This is a genomic window from Paenirhodobacter populi (genome assembly GCF_004022215.1).
In the GTDB taxonomy this organism is placed as follows: domain Bacteria; phylum Pseudomonadota; class Alphaproteobacteria; order Rhodobacterales; family Rhodobacteraceae; genus Rhodobacter; species Rhodobacter populi.
On sequence record NZ_SAUZ01000023.1, the window covers coordinates 1 to 16,520 of the forward strand.

A 16,520-nucleotide genomic window follows, 5' to 3' on the forward strand; every position below is an offset into this window, starting at 1 on the left:
CGCTCTTCGCCAGCGCCGTCGAGGGCGCGACGATGTGGCTGTAGTCGCCCGCCAGAGACACGATCAGATCGGCCAGCGGCTCGGCCAGACCATGCGCATAGGCGGCATCGTCCGCCACCAGCACCTTGGCCACACCGTCGAGCGCCGCGACCGGCGCCGCATCGACCCCCTGCCCCGCCACCAGAACCGTCACCGGGCCAAGCCGTTTCGCCGCCGTCAGCGCCTTCGCCGTCGCGTCCAGCGCCACCGCGCCGCCCTGCACTTCCGCAATCAGAAGAACCGCCATCAGATCGCCCCCGCTTCCTTCAGTTTCGCCACCAGCTCATCGACCGAGCCGACCCTGACCCCGGCCTTGCGCCCGGCGGGCTCGGCCGTCTTCACCACCGTCAGCCGGGGGCTGACGTCGACGCCGTAATCGGCGGCGGTCTTTTCAACCAGAGGTTTCTTCTTTGCCTTCATGATGTTGGGCAGGCTCGCGTAGCGCGGCTCGTTCAGCCGCAGGTCGGCGGTGACGATCGCCGGCAGCGTGACCTCGATCGTCTGAAGCCCGCCATCGACCTCGCGCGTCACCTTGGCCTTCCCGCCCTCGACGGTGATTTCCGAGGCGAAGGTCGCCTGCGGCCAGCCCAGCAGCGCCGCCAGCATCTGTCCCGTCGCGTTCATGTCGTTGTCGATCGCCTGCTTGCCGGTCAGGATCAAGCCGGGCTGTTCCTCTTTGGCCACGGCGGCGAGGATCTTCGCCACCGCAAGCGGCTCGATATCCGTGCCCGCATCCTCGGAGGCCACAACCAGTACAGCCCGGTCCGCCCCCATCGCCATCGCCGTGCGCAACGTCTCCTGCGCCTGCTTCACCCCGATCGACACCACCACGATCTCAGACGCGACGCCCTTCTCCTTCAGCCGGATCGCCTCTTCCACCGCGATCTCGTCAAACGGATTCATCGACATCTTCACATTCGCAAGGTCGACGCCCGTGCCATCGGGGCGCACCCGCGGCTTGACGTTATAGTCGATCACCCGTTTCACCGGGACCAGAACTTTCATCTTCTCCTCCGATACTGAAATCAGCAGACCGTGCGGAACCGCATCACGATGGTGTCGAGCACCTCGTCCGGATCGCGCTTCCACCAGTTGTCCGCCGAGAATATCTCGACCTCGCAGAGGCCGTCGTAGCCCGCGCCCTCGACGGCGGCGCGCAGGCCCTTCAGGTCGGCCACGCCGTCGCCCATCATGCCGCGGTCGAGCAGCACGTCGCGGGTTCCGGCGAGCCAGTCGCACAGGTGATAGCCGAGGATGCGCTCCCCGGCGCGGGCAAGCTGTGCGGGCAGGTCGGTGTCCCACCAGACATGATAGACATCGACCGCCACCCCCAGATGCGGCGAACCGATCCGGTCGCAGATGTCCAGCGCGTCGCGCAGCGTCGTCAGGCAGGAACGGTCGCCCGCATAGACCGGATGCAGCGGCTCGATCGCCAGCCGCACGCCCTGCGCGGCCGCATGGTCGAGCGCCGCCGCGATCCGATCCGTGACCAGACCGAGGCTGCGCGCCACGCCCTTCGTCCCCGGCTCGACCCCGCCGACGACGATGGTCAGGACCGGCGCCCCCACCTCCGCCGCCATGTCGATCGAGGCGCGGAAATCGTCCATCACCGCCTGCGCCCCCACGGGCGCCAGCGGCCCGACGAGGAACGGCGTGCGGCACAGCCCCGCCACCGCCACCCCCGCCGCGCGGGCATGGGCGCCGATGGCGGCGGCGCGGGCGCCCAGCTCGCGCCGCCAGAACACGATCCCGCCATAGCCGCGCGCGGCGCAGGCGTCGATCGTGCGTTCGGGCGACCACCCGGCGCCGGCGCCGTCCACGTTGTGGCCCAACGTTGCTGTGTTCAGAGCAAGCGCCGAGTGGTCTTTCGTGAAGTCCCGCATCTCAGGCTCCGTAGAGCCCGAGCAGGGACTTCATCCGGCTCACCGCCAGATCGGGGTCGCGCAGCAGGCCGCAGGCGTCCGACTGGCGGAAGATCTCGGTGAAATAGGGCAAGGGGCGCATCGCCTGATGGCCGTTCAGCATGATGAAATGGTCCTGGAACCCGTTCAGCCATGCAAGGAACACCACCCCCGTCTTGTAATACTGCGTCGGCGCGCGGAAGATCGTGCGGGCGAGCGGCACCGTCGGGTCGAGCGTCGCGCGGAAGCCCGCCTTGTCCCCCTCGGCCAGACGGCTGACGGCATAGGCCGCGGCGGGCGCCAGCGGATCGAAGATCCCCAGAAGCGCGTGGCTGAAGCCCTGATCGTCGCCCTCGATCAGCTCGGGATAGTTGAAATCGTCGCCGGTATACATCTTCACGCCTTCGGGCAGGCGGCGGCGCAGGGTGATTTCCTTGTCCTTGTCGAGCAGCGACATCTTGATGCCGTCGACCTTGGCGAGGTTCTGTTCGATCACCGCCAGCACGGTCTCCAGCGCCTGCGGGAAATCGGACGATCCCCAGTAGCCCGCCAGCGCCGGGTCGAACATCTCGCCCAGCCAGTGCAGGATCACCGGCTCGTCGCAGGCGGCCAGAACCTTGGCGTAGACATGCAGGTAATCGTCGGGCGAGGTGGCGACGCGGGCGAGCGCCCGGCTCGCCATCAGCACGATCCGCCCGCCAAGGGACTGGATCGCCTCGACCTGCTCCAGATAGGCGCGGATCACGTCGTCGAGCGTCTTTGCATCGGCCGGGTCCAGATGGTCGGTGCCGCAGCCGTTGCCGACGAGCGCCTCGGGAACCTCGGCGCGGGTGCGCCGGATCAGCTCCAGCGCGCCGGGCCAGTCGAGCCCCATGCCGCGCTGCGCGGTGTCCATCGCCTCGGCGATGCCAAGGCCCAGCCCCGCCAGATAGCGGCGGAATTCCATCGTCTTGTCCCAATCCACCGCCGCCCGGCCCGAAGGATCGTTGGCGGTGAAGGGATCGGCGACGACATGCGCCGCGGAATAGACGATGCGGGCCGGATTGGCGGGCAGCACCGCCTTGGCGATCGGCGTGCCGGTCAGGTGATAGTCGCTCAGGCGGCCCTGAGTGTCAGGAAGTGCGATCTTCATGGCATGTCCTCAGAAGCGGGGAACCAGCAACCCGGCGTCGGCCGAGATCGCCTGTCCGGTGGTATAGGGCAGCCGCCCCGATGCCAGCGACGCGATGATGCCGCCCATGTCGGCGGGCTGGCCGACGCGCGGGAAGAGGGTCAGCCCCTCCTCGGCGCGCTTGCGGTAGCTGTCGATGACGGGGGCGGTCATTTCCGTGGCGATGAGGCCGGGCTGCACGTCGTAGACGGCGATGTTCTCCGGCCCGAGCCGCACGGCGAGCGCCTTCGACACCATCGCGGCGGCGGCTTTCGACGCGCAGTATTCCGCCCGCTGCACCGCCACCGCCACCGCGTTGGACGAGGTGACGTTGACGATGGAATGGAACAGGTCGACCGGGCGCTCGCGCGTCAGCAGACGCCGGGCGAAGGCCTGCGAGAGGAAGAACATCGCCTTGGTGTTGACGGTCAGGCAGCGGTCCCAGCTTGCTTCGGAGACGTCGAGCAGGTCGCCGCGTTGCAGCACCCCGACGCCCGCGTTGTTCACCAGCGTCGTCAGCGGGCCGATCTGGTCTTCGATCCGCGCCAGCGCCGCGTCATGGCCGGCGATGTCGGTCACGTCGAAGGGCGCGGCGCAGACCGGCACGCCAAGCGCCGCGATCCGCGCGACGGCGGCGTGGAGTTCTGCGTCGTCGAAGGGGCCGTTCACCGCGATGGCAAAGCCTTCGCGGGCCAGCGCCTCGGCCGCCGCGAGGCCGATGCCGCGCGACGATCCGGTGACAAGGGCTGCCTGTCTCATCCCCGGGCCCCTTTCTTCAGCAGCTCGCGCGCGATGATCATGCGCTGGATCTGGTTGGTGCCCTCGTAGATCTGGGTGATCTTGGCGTCGCGGTAGAGCCTTTCGACCTCGAAGCCCCGGATATAGCCCGAGCCCCCGAACACCTGCACCGCATCCGCCGTGCGCGCGACCGCCATGTCACCGGCGAAGCATTTCGCCATCGAGCAGGCCTTGGTCGCGTCCTGCCCCCGGTCGATTTTCGTCGCGGCGGAATGGACCAGCAGCCGCGCCGCCTCGATGTCCTTCGCCATGTCGGCGAGCAGCCATTGCACGCCCTGAAATTCGGCGATCGCCTTGCCGAACTGCTTGCGGGTGCCCGCGTATTCCAGCGCCGCTTCAAGCCCCGCCTGCCCGATGCCCACGGCGAGCGAGGCGATCCCCACCCGGCCCTTGTCGAGCACGCTCATCATCATGTGGAAGCCGCGGTTCTGCTCGCCCAGAAGCGCATCCGCCCCGAGCCGCACATCGGTGAAGTTCAGCGCGCCGACCTGGCTCGCCCGCTGGCCCATCTTGTGTTCCTTGGGGCCACGCTCGACGCCCGCCGCATGCAGGTCGACGATGAAGATCGACATGCCGCGGTTGCCCGCCTCCTTGTCCGTGCGGGCAAGGACGAAGCCGGTATCGGCGACGGGGGCGTTGTGGATCCAGATCTTGCCGCCGTTCAGCACCCAGCCGTCGCCATCGCGAACGGCGGTGGTGCGGATGCCGGACACATCGGTCCCGGCCTCCGGCTCGGTGATGCAATAGGCGACCTTGCGCTTCATCGCCAGCACCTCGGGCAGCATCTTGCGCTGCGCCTCGGTGCCGTGGCGCACCAGCAGCGTCGAGATCAGTTCGAGCAGGCCGCACTGGTCGGCGACGCTCGCGTAGCCGCGCGCCAGCTCCTCCATCACCACGGCATAGGTGAGCGTGTCGAAGCCGGGTCCGCCCAGTTCCTCGGGCACGCCGATGCCGAACAGGCCAAGTTCGGCCATCTGGTCGTAGATTTCGGACGGAAAGCGTTCGTCGCGATCCAAGGCCTCGGCCGCGGGGCGGATGACCTCGTCGGCGAAGGCGCGCGTCATGTCGCGGACCTGTTCCTGCGTTTCGGTGAGATACATCGATTCCTCCCTCAATGTAACTATCCAGTTACTTTTATTTTCCCCACCGTCCTCCGGTCAAGCCCGAAAAACGGCGGATCGGCGATTGTCGCTTGAAATTCCGCCGGAAGCGGTCCAGCAATAACCATATGGTTACTTGGAGGAGGACCAATGAAACCCGCAGTCATGAACAAATTCGGCCGCACCGACCTTGAGGTGACGTCCTTCGCCTTCGGCACCGCGCCCGTCGGCAACATCTTCCGCGAGATCGACGACGCGACGTCCGAGGCGATGTTCGACCACGCCTGGGAGGCCGGCGTGCGCTATTTCGACACCGCGCCGATGTATGGCCACGGCCTGTCCGAACTGCGCACGGGCCATGCCCTGCGCTGGAAGAACCGCGACGATTACGTGCTGTCGTCCAAGGTCGGCCGGGTGCTGCATCCGGCGCCGCGCGGCTCCATCGATTTCGCGCCCTGGGTCAACGCGGGCGCGTTCCGCATGGAATTCGACTACAGCTACGACGGCACGATGCGGTCCTTCGAGGACAGCCTGCAACGGCTCGGCCTCGAACGCATCGACATCGTGTTCATCCACGACATCGACGTCTACACCCGCGGCGCGGAACAGCCCGAGGTCTTCCGTCAGGCGATGGACGGCTGCTACCGCGCGCTGGCGCGGCTGCGCGACGAAAAGGTGGTCAAGGCGATCGGCGTCGGCGTCAACGAATGGGAGGTCTGCCACGAGGCGCTGAAGCAACGAGATTTCGACGGCTTCCTGCTGGCCGGGCGCTATACCCTGCTGGAACAGGACGCGCTGAACGAATTCCTGCCTTTGTGCGAGGAACGCGGCGCCTCGGTCGTGGTCGGGGGCGGGTTCAACTCGGGCATTCTGGCGACGGGGGCGAAGCCCGGCGCGAAATACAACTACGCCCCCGCGCCCGAGGAGATCATGACCCGCGTGGCGAAGATCGAGGAGGTCTGCGCGGATCACGACGTGCCCCTCGCGGCGGCGGCGCTGCAATTCGTGGTGGCGCATCCGGCGGTGGCGTCCTTCTGCGCGGGCACCCGCACGGTCGGGCAACTGGAACACAACCTCGCCTGGATGAACCATCCGATTCCCGCGGAGTTCTGGACCACACTGAAGGATCGCGGCCTCTTGCGGCAGGATGCGCCGGTGCCGGGCTGACGTATTTGCCCCCGGACAAATGGCTTTCGCGAGCGAGCCGGAAACAAGCGTCCTTCCAGTGGAAGGACGCGCAGGCATCTCCGAAACCGGGATCGCACTCCCCATGGATGGGCTGGCAGGGGGCCAGCCCCCTCGCCCGTTCCGGGCATTCGGCGAGCCAATCTTCCACCGGAAGATCGGCTTGCCCGCCTCATCCCGGGATATTTATGGAAACACGAAAGGCGATACGCGGCATCGTGGGATATTGGCATGCGGTCGGATCCCCGGGCGTGGGATCGGGGATCAATCCCCCGGCGAATCGAAGCGGGTCGGGCGTTTTTCGCGGAAGGCGGCGAGGCCTTCACGCAGATCGTCGGATCCCGCCGCGACGATTCCGGCGAGGGTTTCCAGAACCCGTTCCCGTTCCTCGCCCTCGGCGGCGTTGATCAGCATCTTGCACAGCTCGGTCGCGCGCGGGGCGCGGGCGATCACCTGCGCCGCCAGCGCCTCGGCCGCCGCCATGCCCCCGCCCTGCGGCACGACCTGATCGACGAGGCCGAGGCGCAGGGCCTCCTCGGCCCCGAAGACCTCGCCGAACAGCGCCATCCGCCGCACCGTGCCGGCACCGAAGCGGCGCACGGCGCGCTGTGTGCCAGACCAGCCGGGAATGATGCCCAAGCCCGCCTCGGGCAGACCGATGCGGACATGCGCCTCGGCCAGCCGGTAATCGGCGCAGGCGGCGAGTTCCAGCCCGCCGCCGAGGCAGGAGCCGTTCAGCACCGCGATCAGTGGCTGGCGCAGGCGGGCGAGCGCGTCGAAGGCGTCATGCCCGCCGCGCAGCCAGAACCGCCCGAAATCCTCGGGCGTGAGCGCCGACCATGCCGCGATGTCGCCCCCCGCGCAGAAGGCCCGGTCCCCCGCGCCGGTCAGGATCACCACCCGCGCGGGCGAGCGCTCGATCCGCGCACAGAGCACGGGCAGGGCGGCGACCATCTCGGCATCGAGGGCGTTGAGCTTGTCCGCCCGCCGGATCGTCAGGCGGGCGATGCCGCCCTCGATCCGCAGGTCCAGCCGCGGGTCGGTCACAGCCGCAGCCCCATCGGGTCCTCGGCAAACAGCGCCGCGTCCATCACCCGCAGATTCTCCGCCACGCGCAGCGGCGTCGCCGCCTGATCCAGCACGTCGCGCTGCAGGTCGATGCCCGGCGCGATTTCCGTCACCGTCAGCCCCTCGGGCAGCAGGCGCAGCACGCAGCGTTCGGTGACATAGGACACCTCCTGCCCCTGCGCCACCGCGCGACGACCGGAGAAGCTGACCTGATCCACCTTCGGCACGATCTTCGCCACCTTGCCCTCGCGGTCGATCACCAGCCGGCCATCCTCGATCCGCATCTTCGCCCCGGCGTTGAAATTGCCGGAAAAGACGATCTTGCGCGCCCGCGCGGTGATGTCGACGAAGCCCCCCGCCCCGGCGGTGCGGTGCGGCGTCGCGGCGAGGCGGCTGACATTGACCGAGCCCTCGGCGTCGATTTCAAGGAAGGACAGCAGCGAGCAATCGAACCCGCCCGCCTGGAAATAGCTGAACTGATGCGGCGAGGCGACGAAGGCCTCGGCGTTGCTGGCGCAGCCGAACTTGAAGTCGAGCAGCGGCACCCCGCCGACCGGGCCCTGCTCGATCACCCATGTCACCGCGCCGTGCAGGCCCTCCTCGATCAGGATGCGCGGCACGTTGGCGGAGATGCCGAAGCCGATGTTCACCGCCCAGCCGGATTTCAGCTCCTGCGCGACGCGCCGCGCAATCACCTTGCCGGGGTTGAACGCCGCCATCTGGAAGCTGGAGAGCGGGCGGAAGATCTCGCCCGAGATCGCCGGGTCGTAGACCGTCGCGGTGGTCTGCAGCTGATCCGGCGCCTCGACGATGACATCGACCAGAATCCCCGGCACCCGCACGTCATGCGGCTTCAGCGTGCCCTGCGCCGCCACCCGCTTGACCTGCGCGATCACCAGCCCGCCGCAGTTATGCGCGGCCAGCGCCATTTCCATCGCGCCAAGCGTCGCGCCCTCGTTCTCGAAGGTCAGGTTGCCGTTCTCGTCCGCCGTGGTCGCGCGGATGATCGCCACATCGGGGCGCAGCGCGGGGAAGTAAAGCCAGTCCTCCCCCTCGAACGCCACGCGCCGGACGATGGGCGCATCGCGCGCCACCGCGTTCATCGCCCCGCCTTCCAGTTCCGGATCGACGAAGGTGTCCATCCCCACCTTGGTCAGCACGCCGGGCCGCTGCGCCGCGCCCTCGCGCAGCATGTCGAAGACGACGCCCGACGGCAGGTTGTAGGCCGCAAGGTCGTTCGCCAGAATCCGTTGCCAGATGCGCGGCGGCTCGGCGTTCGACGGGCCCGAGGGGTAGGACCCGCCGATGATCCGCGAAATCATCCCCGGGAACGCAATGTGGTCCACGCCGGGCGAGCCGAACATGTCCCCCGCCGCGATCGGGTGGATCGTCGTCAGCCCCCTTGGCGCCCCCTCGCGCTCGAACCTCTCGCCCAAAGCCTTGAGCACCGCATCCGGGCACAGAAGCCCCGAAGACGCATTGACGGCGACCATCGCGCCCTCACGAACCAGACCGACCGCCTCCTGCGCGGATTTGACTTTCGACATTGCGCTCCTCCTGCGACATTGCCATGATGTAACTATCCGGTTACATATCTACCGGCGTTCGGAGGGTGCGGCAAGACGGAATCTTCCGCCCGCGGACGATGGAGGGGGAGAGATGGATCATCTTGTGGATCAAGGCCTCGCGCGCGGGTTCGGAACCTATCCGCTGACGGGCGAAACGCTGGCCCGCGCGATCGAGGCAGCGGTGCAGACCGGCTACCGCGCCTTCGACACGGCGCAGGGCTATGGCAACGAGGCCGATACCGGCGCGACGCTGGCAGGCTGCGGCATCCCGCGCGACCGGCTTTTCATCACCACCAAGGTGCGGATCGAGAATTTCGCCGAAGACCGTTTCATGCCCTCGGTCGAGGCAAGCCTGAAGGCGCTGCGGCTCGACCGGGTGGATCTGCTTCTGCTGCACTGGCCGCCGGTCGGCGGAAACGTGACACCCTCGCTGCAGCTCCTGCAAAAAGCACAGGAGCTTGGGCTGACCCGGCATATCGGCGTCTCGAACTACAATGCCGCGATGATGCGCGTGGCGCGGGAAGTGGTCGAGGCGCCGCTCCTGACCAATCAGGTGGAATTTCATCCGCTGCTGGACCAGACCAAACTTCTCGCCGCGGCGGCGGAAACGGGGATACCGCTGTCCTCCTACTGCTCGCTCGCGCGCGGCGCGGTGTTCCAGTATCCGCTGTTCGGGGAAATCGGTGCTGCTCACGGCAAATCCGCCGCGCAGGTCGCCTTGCGCTGGATCCTGCAAAAGGGTCTGGCGATGAACACGATGTCGACAAAGCCGGAAAACATCCGCGCGAATTTCGAGATCATGGATTTCACCCTCAACCCGGCGGAGATGGCGCGGATCGACGCGCTGACCGCGACGGGCCTGCGTCTGGTCACGGGCGCGCGGGTGCCGCAGGAACCCGACTGGAGCTGAAAGCAAAGGGCGTCCCGCGCCGCCCCCATGTTTGCCTCATATCCACCCGAAACAGCCTTCCTGCCTTCATTCTTCCATAAATATCCCGGGGGTGCCGCGGGCTCCGCCGGCGAGGGGGCAGCACCCCCTGCCCCCCTCTCCACCCGCGCCAACGCCTCTCAGGCATTCCCCCGGATCATGTCCGAGGCCTTCTCACCGATCATGATCGTCGCCGCATTGGTGTTCGAGCCGACCAGCGACGGCATCACCGAACTGTCGCAGATCCGCAGCCCGTCGATCCCATGCACCCGCAGCTGCGGATCGACCACGGCCATCTGGTCCCGCCCGATCTTGCAGGTGCAGGTCGGATGATAGGACGTGCGCCCGTATTGCCGGGCATAGGCCTCCAGATCGGCCTGACTGCGGACCGAGGCATCGGGGAAACGCAGCTCGCGGATGTATTTCGCCAGGGGCCCTTGCGAAAATATCTCGCGGCTGATGCGCACCCCTTCGACCGAGACCCGCAGATCGTCCGGCTCCGCCAGAAAGTTCGGATCGACCACCGGCCGGTCGCGCGGATCGGCCGAGCGCAGCGTGATCGTGCCGCGCGATTTCGGCCGCAGGGTATAGCTGTTCAGGGTGATCCCCGAAGACCCCTTGCGGACCGAGGGCACGCCCGCCTCCGCCCCCGCCCCGGCGAGGAAATGGAACTGCAGGTCGGGCCGCATCTGGTCGCGGTCGGCATACCAGAAGGCCCCGCCCTCGACCACGTTCGAGGTCACCGGACCTTCGCGGAACAGCGCATATTCCATCCCCGCCCACAGCATCCAGTGCAGCTTGTTGTATTTATCAAGGCTCTCATGCCCCTTCAGCTCGGCCACGATGTCGATGCCGAAATGGTCCTGAAGGTTCTGCCCGACGCCCGGCAGGTCCTGCACCACGTCGATCCCATGCGCGCGGATATGGTCGGCCGGGCCGATCCCCGACAGCATCATCAACTTCGGCGAGCCGACCGCGCCCGAGGTCACCAGAACCTCGTGGCTCGCGGTGGCAGTGCGGATGTGGCGGTCCTTGCCGAGCGTGTATTCCACCCCCGTCGCGCGCCCGCCCCGGATCACCAGCCGCAGCACCGTCGCTCCGGTCAGCAGCGTCAGGTTCTTGCGCCCCAGAACCGGATGCAGATAACCCACCGCCGCCGAACAGCGCCGTTTGTTGCGGGTCGTGGTCTGGTAAGGCCCCGCCCCTTCCTGCACCGCGCCGTTGAAATCCGGGTTGAACGGGATGCCATATTCCTGACAGGCCTGCACGAAGGCCCGCGTCAGCGTGTTCGGCGCGGTCTGCGACGACACGCCGAGCGGCCCCTCGGTCCCGTGCATCTCGCCCGCGAGGGTGTTGTTCCCCTCCGAGCGCAGGAAATAGGGCAGCACCTCGTTGAAGCTCCAGCCCTCGGCCCCCTCCTCGACCCAGCGGTCGTAGTCCGAGGGATGGCCGCGGGTGAAGACCTCGGCGTTGATCGAGGACCCGCCCCCCAGCACGCGCGCCTGCGCATAGAGGATCTCGCGGTTGTTGGCGTGCTTTTGCGGCGCCGTGGTCAGCCCCCAGGTCAGCGGCCCCGTCGTCATCTTGGCGAAGCCGACGGGAACGTGGATCAGCGGGTTGGTATCCTTGCCGCCCGCCTCGATCAGGCAGACGCGGACATCCGGGTTTTCCGACAGCCGCGCCGCCAGGACGCAGCCGGCCGAGCCGCCGCCGACGATGACATAATCGAACCCCTGTTCCATCACTTGATCCAGTGCGCGCGATTGCCGAATTCGATGTGGACGGATTTGATCTGGGTATATTCCTCGACGCCGTAAACCCCCGCCTCGCGGCCCCAGCCCGATTGCTTGAACCCGCCAAGCGGCATTTCCGGCCCGCCCGCCATGATCGTGTTGACCCAGAACCGCCCGGCCCGCACCCGGCGGGAAACGGTCAGCGCGGTCTCGATGTTCTGCGACCAGACCGAGGCCGCCAGCCCGTAGATCGTGTCGTTGGCGATCTCGATCGCCTCCTCGAGAGTGTCGAAATGGAAGCTCGACAGCACCGGGCCGAAGATCTCCTCGCGGGCGATCTCCATGTCCCGGCCGACGCCGGAAAACAGCGTCGGCGCGATGTAGCGCCCGCCGCCGATCTCAAGCGTATTGCCACCGGTCACCAGCGTCGCCCCCTCTTCCCGCCCCTTGGCGATGAAGCCGAGGATCGTGTCATTCTGCGCGTCCGTGGTGATCGCGCCGACCTGCGTTTCCTCGTCCAGCGGGTCGCCGATGCGGATGCGGGCCATCTTCTCGGCGAGCTTGCGCTCGAACTCCGCGGCGATCGAACGTTCCACGATCAGCCGGCTCGACGACACGCAGCACTGCCCGGTGTTGAAGCTGATGCCGAAGGCCACCGCATCCACCGCGTCGTCGATATTCGCATCGGCAAAGACGATGAACGGGTTCTTGCCGCCCAGTTCCAGCCCGAGCTTCTTGAAATTGCTGTCGGCCGCCGCATGGACGCAGGAGCGCCCCACCGCGGTCGAGCCGGTGAAGGACAGCATGTCGATATCGGGATGTTCCGCCATCGCCTGCCCGATCACCCGGCCCGAACCGGTGACGACGTTGTAGACGCCCGCAGGCAGCCCCGCCTGTTCCAGCACTTCGGCAAGGATCAGGGTCGTGGCGCTGGTCACCTCGGAGGGTTTCGCCACGATGGTGCAGCCCGAGGCGAGGATGAACGGCACCCTTTCGCACAACAGCAGGAAGGGGAAGTTCCACGGCGTGATCAGGCCGACGACGCCCACCGGCTCGCGCAGCACAAGGCCGAAGAGGTTGTCGCCAAGCGAATTGTAGCTGTCGCCATGCAGCGTCCGCGCGACGCCCGCCGCCATTTCAAAGCAGGCGATGCAATGCTCGATCTCGCCCCGCGCCTGGGCAATGGGCTTGCCGTTTTCCAAGACCTCCCAATAGGCGATCTCGTCGCGCCGCTCGCGCAGGATGGCGGCCGCGCGCAACAGCACACCGGCGCGGTCGGCCCCCGACAGGCCCGCCCAGCTCCGGTCCTCGAACGCGCGGCGGGCGGCGGCGACGGCTTCGTTCAGATCCTCGACGGTGCATTTCGGGATCAGCGTCACCGGCACGCCATGGCCGGGCGACAGGCGCTCGAACAGCGGCCGTCCGCCGCGCCATGCGCCGTCGACGTAAAAGCCGAATTCGCGCGCGGATTCCGGCAGGGCGGCGGTTTTGGTGATCTTGTCCATTTCGGATCCTCCTCTCCGGCAGAGCCGGTCATTTGGCGTGATCCCGGCCCTCAGGCCAGGACGATCTGGGTCTTGAGATCCGCGGGCCGCTCGGCCAGCGTCTCGAAAGCGGTCTGGATGTCGGCCAGCGGGTAGCTTGCGCCGACGAAGGCCTCGGTGCGGAAGCGGCCATGGGCGAGCAGGGTCAGCGCGTCGTGCATGTCCTCGCCCATCCCCGCGACCGATCCCTTGAGGCTGTTTTCCTCAAGGATGGTGCGCAGGATCGGCACGTCCACCGTCGCCTCGGGGCCGCTGAGGCCGAAGAAGGCGACATGGCCGCCCTTGCGGATCAGCTCGAAGGCGGTGGCGTAAAGGCGCGGGCTGCCGACGCTTTCGATCACCAGATCGGCGCCGCGCCCGCCCGTCGCCGCGCGCGCTCGGGTCTGCAGTTGCGCGGGGTCGCTGACGGCGATGTCAGCCCCCGCGGCCAGCGCCATCTCGCACCGCTCGGGCGAGAGGTCGGCCACGATCACCGGCGCCGCGCCGATCAGGCGCATCATCTGCACATGCAGATTGCCCACCGGCCCCGCGCCCAGCACCACGACCGATTGCGCAAAGCCCGCCCCCGCCTTGCGCGCCGCCCGCACCACGCAGGAGACGGGTTCCGTAAGGGCAAGGATCTCGGGCGCCACGCCCTCGGGCGCGGGGATCACCAGACGCGCGGGCACCACGACATATTCGGCAAAGGCCCCGTCGCGGGTAATGCCGATCTGCGCCATGTCGGGGCAGTTCAGCACCTCGTTCCGGCGGCACCAGTAGCAGGTGCCGCAGCCCACGTTGATGTCGGCGACGACCATCTGCCCTTCGGCCAGATGCCGCACATCGGCCCCCGTTTCCGCCACCGTGCCGCAGAATTCGTGGCCCGGGATGATCGGCAGCCGGTCGGCGGCGTAATGGCCGTGGAACATGTGGACATCGGTGCCGCAGACGCCGGTGCGGGTGACGCGGATCAGCACCTCGTCGCGGCCGGGCGCGGGGCGCGGCACCTCGCGCAGATCGAACCGGTGCGGCGCGGTCAGGACGGCGGCTTGCATCGTCTGCGTCATTTCACCGTCCTCAGCTTCGATCGGTCGATCGTCGTCGCGATCGCCACGATCAGCACCAGCCCGAACAGCATCTGCTGCTGCGTCGCCTCGATCCCGAAATAGAGCATCGAGGCCCGGATCACCGCCACGATCAGCGTGCCGATCATGGTGTTGAGCACGCCGCCCACCCCGCCCGTCAAGGGCGTGCCGCCGACCAGCACCGCGACGATGGCGGGCAGCAGGAAACCGTTCGCGATGGTCGGCGCGCCGCCCGACAGCTTGACCGAGAACATCAGCCCCGCGATCGCCGCCAGCGCCCCCGAGATGGCGAAGGCGAGGATCTTGTAGCGCGCCACATTGATCCCCGAGGCGCGGGCCGCCAACTCGCCCGCCCCCACCGCCTTGAACGCGCGGCCAAGCGTGGTGCGCCGCTCGATGAACAGGCAGATGGCCAGCAGGGCGCCCGCGATGAACAGCTCGTTCGGGATGATCCCCGTGCGCCCGATCATCCAGCCGAAGACGGCGTTCCTTTGCTCGGCATCCATGTTCAGCGCGCGGTTGCCCGACAGCCATTGCGCGATGGAAAAGCAGATGCCCCCCACCGCCAGCGTCGAGATGAAGGACGGCACGAACAGCCGTGTCGTGACGAAGCCCGACAACATGCCGAGCGCGAATCCCGCCCCCACGCAGAGCACCGCCACCCAGCCGCCCAGAGACGCCAGATAGACCGAGGCGACGACCGTGATCATGTTCGCCATCGACTGCACCGACAGATCGATGCCGCCAATGTAGATCGCGAAGGTCAGGCCAAGCGCCATGATGAACAGCGGCACGATATCGCCCGCCAGCCCCAGCAGGTTCGCCGGACGCAGGAAGCCCGGATTGGCGATGCCGACCAGCGCGACCAGCACGACCAGCGCGATCCAGGGCATGTACTGTCTGATTTGCTGCAAGTTCATGTCAAACCCCTCAGATCATGTGGTGGAGCAGGTCGAAGAGCGACGGCTTCGCCCCCGGACGGCAATCGAAGACATGCTGGATCGCCCCGTCCTTGAGGACGACGATCGTATGCGACAGGCCGATCGCCTCTTCGAGCGTATCGGCCACGAGGACCACGCCCACGCCATCGGCGCTCATCTCGCGGATCATGTCGTAGACATCTTCCTTGGCGCCGATATCAAGGCCCCGCGTCGGATGGTCCAGCAGCACGATCCGCGACCCGCCGGAGCGCCATTTCGCCAGCACGACCTTTTGCTGGTTGCCGCCCGACAGGTTGCCGCAATCGGCATATTCGGAATGCGCCTTGATCTTGAGTTTCGCGATCCAGTCGCGCGCCAGCGCCTTTTCCCGGCCGACCGCCAGCACGCCCCACGAGGAATACCGGCCAAGCTGCGAGAGCGTCATGTTCTCGTAGACGTTCATGCCGGACACGATGCCCTCGATCTTGCGCTCGCGCGGGACGTAGCCGACGCCCCTGGCGACCGCCGATCCGGGTGTCAGGCGCGGCTGCACCGCGCCGTCGATCCTCACCTCGCCCTCGGCGGGCTGAACCATGCCGAAGATCGTGCGCAGGATCGCCTCGCGGCCCGAGCCCTCGGTGCCGACAAGGCACAGCACCTCGCCCGCGTGGAGCTTCAGCGAGATGTCCTCGATCCGCCCCGATATCCCGACGCCCGAGAGTTCCAGCAGCACCTTGTCCGCGTCATAGGGCACCTGCTTCTGTTCGCGGTAATATTCGCGGTCGATGTCGCGGCCGACCATCTTGCGCTGGATTTCCGGCGCCTCGGCCTGACCCCGCGCCAGAACGTCCATCACCTGACCGTCCTTCATCACATAGATCCGGTCGGACAGGTCCATCACCTCGTCCATCCGGTGGCTGACGAAGATGAAGGACGCCCGGCTGGTCAGTTCCCGCACCAGCTTGAACAGCAGCGCCACCTCTTCCTTGTTCAGCACCGAGGTGGGTTCGTCGAGCAGGATCACCAGATCGCCCTCGACCCGTTCCTCCAGCGTCAGCACCTTGGCGAGTTCCACCAGCTGGCGCTGCGCGAAGGACAGGGCCGAGGTCACCATCCGCGGGTCGATGTCCAGCTTGACCTTGGCCAGTTGCTTGCGCGCCGCCGCGGCCATCGCCTTCCAGTCGATCACGCCGAGCCGGGTGAACTGTTCCTGATAGCCAAGGAAGATGTTCTCCATCACCGTCAGGTTCGGGATCAGGGACTGTTCCTGAAACACCATCCCGATGCCCTTTTCCATCGCCTGACGCGGATTGGCGAAGCGCACCGCCTTGCCGTCGATCAGGATCTGGCCGCCGTCCGGCTGATAGGCGCCGTAGATCACCTTCATCAGAGTCGACTTGCCCGCGCCGTTTTCCCCGACAAGCCCGACGATCTCGCCCCGCGCGATCTTGAAATCGACCGATTTCAGCGCATGCACGCCGGGGAATTTCTTCTCTACCGCCCTGAGTTCATACATGGCGAC

General features: G+C 67.3%; 15 protein-coding genes. 2 read left to right on the forward strand and 13 right to left on the reverse strand.

Annotated features, from left to right (window positions below; genetic code table 11):
• The 6 genes from D2T30_RS17530 to D2T30_RS17555 form a co-directional block, all read right to left on the reverse strand.
• Nucleotides 1-286, reverse strand: a 286-nt coding sequence (locus D2T30_RS17530; protein WP_459076652.1) for an adenine nucleotide alpha hydrolase family protein, incomplete at its 3' end; no start/stop codon positions are given.
• A complete protein-coding gene (locus D2T30_RS17535) occupies nucleotides 286-1,044 on the reverse strand; it encodes an electron transfer flavoprotein subunit beta/FixA family protein (RefSeq protein ID WP_128209955.1) in 759 nt (252 codons plus the stop codon). The genes D2T30_RS17535 and D2T30_RS17530, both read right to left, overlap by 1 nt.
• Nucleotides 1,045-1,064: 20 nt before the next feature.
• Complete coding sequence (locus D2T30_RS17540; protein WP_128209956.1) at nucleotides 1,065-1,922, reverse strand: sugar phosphate isomerase/epimerase family protein; 858 nt, start codon at nucleotides 1,920-1,922, stop codon at nucleotides 1,065-1,067.
• A 1-nt stretch (nucleotide 1,923) separates the two neighbouring features.
• A complete protein-coding gene (locus D2T30_RS17545) occupies nucleotides 1,924-3,072 on the reverse strand; it encodes a dihydrodipicolinate synthase family protein (RefSeq protein ID WP_128209957.1) in 1,149 nt (382 codons plus the stop codon).
• A gap of 9 nt (nucleotides 3,073-3,081) precedes the next feature.
• Nucleotides 3,082-3,849, reverse strand: coding sequence for a 3-ketoacyl-ACP reductase (locus D2T30_RS17550; protein WP_128209958.1), 768 nt, complete (start codon nucleotides 3,847-3,849; stop codon nucleotides 3,082-3,084).
• Entirely contained in the window at nucleotides 3,846-4,988 is a 1,143-nt protein-coding gene (locus tag D2T30_RS17555) for an acyl-CoA dehydrogenase family protein (RefSeq protein WP_128182945.1), read from the reverse strand. The genes D2T30_RS17550 and D2T30_RS17555 overlap by 4 nt, the downstream gene beginning before the upstream one ends.
• Nucleotides 4,989-5,138: 150 nt before the next feature.
• Between D2T30_RS17555 and D2T30_RS17560 the strand changes: the two genes are divergently transcribed.
• Nucleotides 5,139-6,155 carry an aldo/keto reductase gene (locus tag D2T30_RS17560; RefSeq protein WP_128209959.1) on the forward strand — a complete coding sequence of 339 codons (1,017 nt, stop codon included), beginning with the start codon at nucleotides 5,139-5,141 and terminating at the stop codon, nucleotides 6,153-6,155.
• Between the two features lie 282 nt (nucleotides 6,156-6,437).
• Here D2T30_RS17560 and D2T30_RS17565 read toward each other — a convergent pair whose 3' ends face one another.
• Nucleotides 6,438-7,220 (reverse strand): enoyl-CoA hydratase/isomerase family protein, encoded by a 783-nt coding sequence (locus D2T30_RS17565; RefSeq protein ID WP_128209960.1) that lies wholly within the window; start codon nucleotides 7,218-7,220, stop codon nucleotides 6,438-6,440.
• Nucleotides 7,217-8,788, reverse strand: a complete 1,572-nt coding sequence (locus tag D2T30_RS17570) for an acyl CoA:acetate/3-ketoacid CoA transferase (protein WP_128209961.1) — start codon at nucleotides 8,786-8,788, stop codon at nucleotides 7,217-7,219. Before D2T30_RS17570 ends, D2T30_RS17565 begins: the two co-directional genes overlap by 4 nt.
• 112 nt (nucleotides 8,789-8,900) lie before the next feature.
• Here D2T30_RS17570 and D2T30_RS17575 point away from each other — a divergent pair, with 112 nt between their 5' ends.
• On the forward strand, nucleotides 8,901-9,719 hold the full coding sequence (locus D2T30_RS17575) for an aldo/keto reductase (RefSeq protein ID WP_128209962.1): 819 nt from the start codon (nucleotides 8,901-8,903) through the stop codon (nucleotides 9,717-9,719).
• Nucleotides 9,720-9,877: 158 nt separating this feature from the next.
• Here the strand turns inward: D2T30_RS17575 and D2T30_RS17580 are convergent, their stop codons facing one another.
• The 5 genes from D2T30_RS17580 to D2T30_RS17600 are packed head-to-tail and all read right to left on the reverse strand — an operon-like array spanning nucleotide 9,878 to nucleotide 16,514.
• Entirely contained in the window at nucleotides 9,878-11,479 is a 1,602-nt protein-coding gene (locus D2T30_RS17580; protein WP_128209963.1) for a GMC family oxidoreductase, read from the reverse strand.
• Nucleotides 11,479-12,975, reverse strand: a complete 1,497-nt coding sequence (locus D2T30_RS17585; protein WP_128209964.1) for an aldehyde dehydrogenase family protein — start codon at nucleotides 12,973-12,975, stop codon at nucleotides 11,479-11,481. Before D2T30_RS17585 ends, D2T30_RS17580 begins: the two co-directional genes overlap by 1 nt.
• Nucleotides 12,976-13,025: 50 nt before the next feature.
• On the reverse strand, nucleotides 13,026-14,060 hold the full coding sequence (locus D2T30_RS17590; protein ID WP_206612994.1) for a zinc-dependent alcohol dehydrogenase: 1,035 nt from the start codon (nucleotides 14,058-14,060) through the stop codon (nucleotides 13,026-13,028).
• Entirely contained in the window at nucleotides 14,057-14,998 is a 942-nt protein-coding gene (locus D2T30_RS17595) for an ABC transporter permease (RefSeq protein WP_128182931.1), read from the reverse strand. The genes D2T30_RS17590 and D2T30_RS17595 overlap by 4 nt, the downstream gene beginning before the upstream one ends.
• Nucleotides 14,999-15,008: 10 nt before the next feature.
• The gene (locus D2T30_RS17600; protein WP_128209965.1) at nucleotides 15,009-16,514 is read right to left on the reverse strand and encodes a sugar ABC transporter ATP-binding protein; all 1,506 of its coding nucleotides are present in this window, start codon (nucleotides 16,512-16,514) and stop codon (nucleotides 15,009-15,011) included.
• Between the last annotated feature and the right edge of the window lie 6 nt (nucleotides 16,515-16,520).

Bases quoted from the DNA above. Each gene is read 5' to 3' on its own strand.
- D2T30_RS17595 (WP_128182931.1), bottom strand. From the start codon at position 14,998: ATGAACTTGCAGCAAATCAGACAGTACATGCCCTGGATCGCGCTGGTC.
- D2T30_RS17540 (WP_128209956.1), bottom strand. From the start codon at position 1,922: ATGCGGGACTTCACGAAAGACCACTCGGCGCTTGCTCTGAACACAGCA.
- D2T30_RS17590 (WP_206612994.1), bottom strand. From the start codon at position 14,060: ATGACGCAGACGATGCAAGCCGCCGTCCTGACCGCGCCGCACCGGTTC.
- D2T30_RS17575 (WP_128209962.1), top strand. From the start codon at position 8,901: ATGGATCATCTTGTGGATCAAGGCCTCGCGCGCGGGTTCGGAACCTAT.
- D2T30_RS17555 (WP_128182945.1), bottom strand. From the start codon at position 4,988: ATGTATCTCACCGAAACGCAGGAACAGGTCCGCGACATGACGCGCGCC.
- D2T30_RS17545 (WP_128209957.1), bottom strand. From the start codon at position 3,072: ATGAAGATCGCACTTCCTGACACTCAGGGCCGCCTGAGCGACTATCAC.
- D2T30_RS17560 (WP_128209959.1), top strand. From the start codon at position 5,139: ATGAAACCCGCAGTCATGAACAAATTCGGCCGCACCGACCTTGAGGTG.
- D2T30_RS17580 (WP_128209963.1), bottom strand. From the start codon at position 11,479: ATGGAACAGGGGTTCGATTATGTCATCGTCGGCGGCGGCTCGGCCGGC.
- D2T30_RS17570 (WP_128209961.1), bottom strand. From the start codon at position 8,788: ATGTCGAAAGTCAAATCCGCGCAGGAGGCGGTCGGTCTGGTTCGTGAG.
- D2T30_RS17535 (WP_128209955.1), bottom strand. From the start codon at position 1,044: ATGAAAGTTCTGGTCCCGGTGAAACGGGTGATCGACTATAACGTCAAG.
- D2T30_RS17585 (WP_128209964.1), bottom strand. From the start codon at position 12,975: ATGGACAAGATCACCAAAACCGCCGCCCTGCCGGAATCCGCGCGCGAA.
- D2T30_RS17600 (WP_128209965.1), bottom strand. From the start codon at position 16,514: ATGTATGAACTCAGGGCGGTAGAGAAGAAATTCCCCGGCGTGCATGCG.
- D2T30_RS17550 (WP_128209958.1), bottom strand. From the start codon at position 3,849: ATGAGACAGGCAGCCCTTGTCACCGGATCGTCGCGCGGCATCGGCCTC.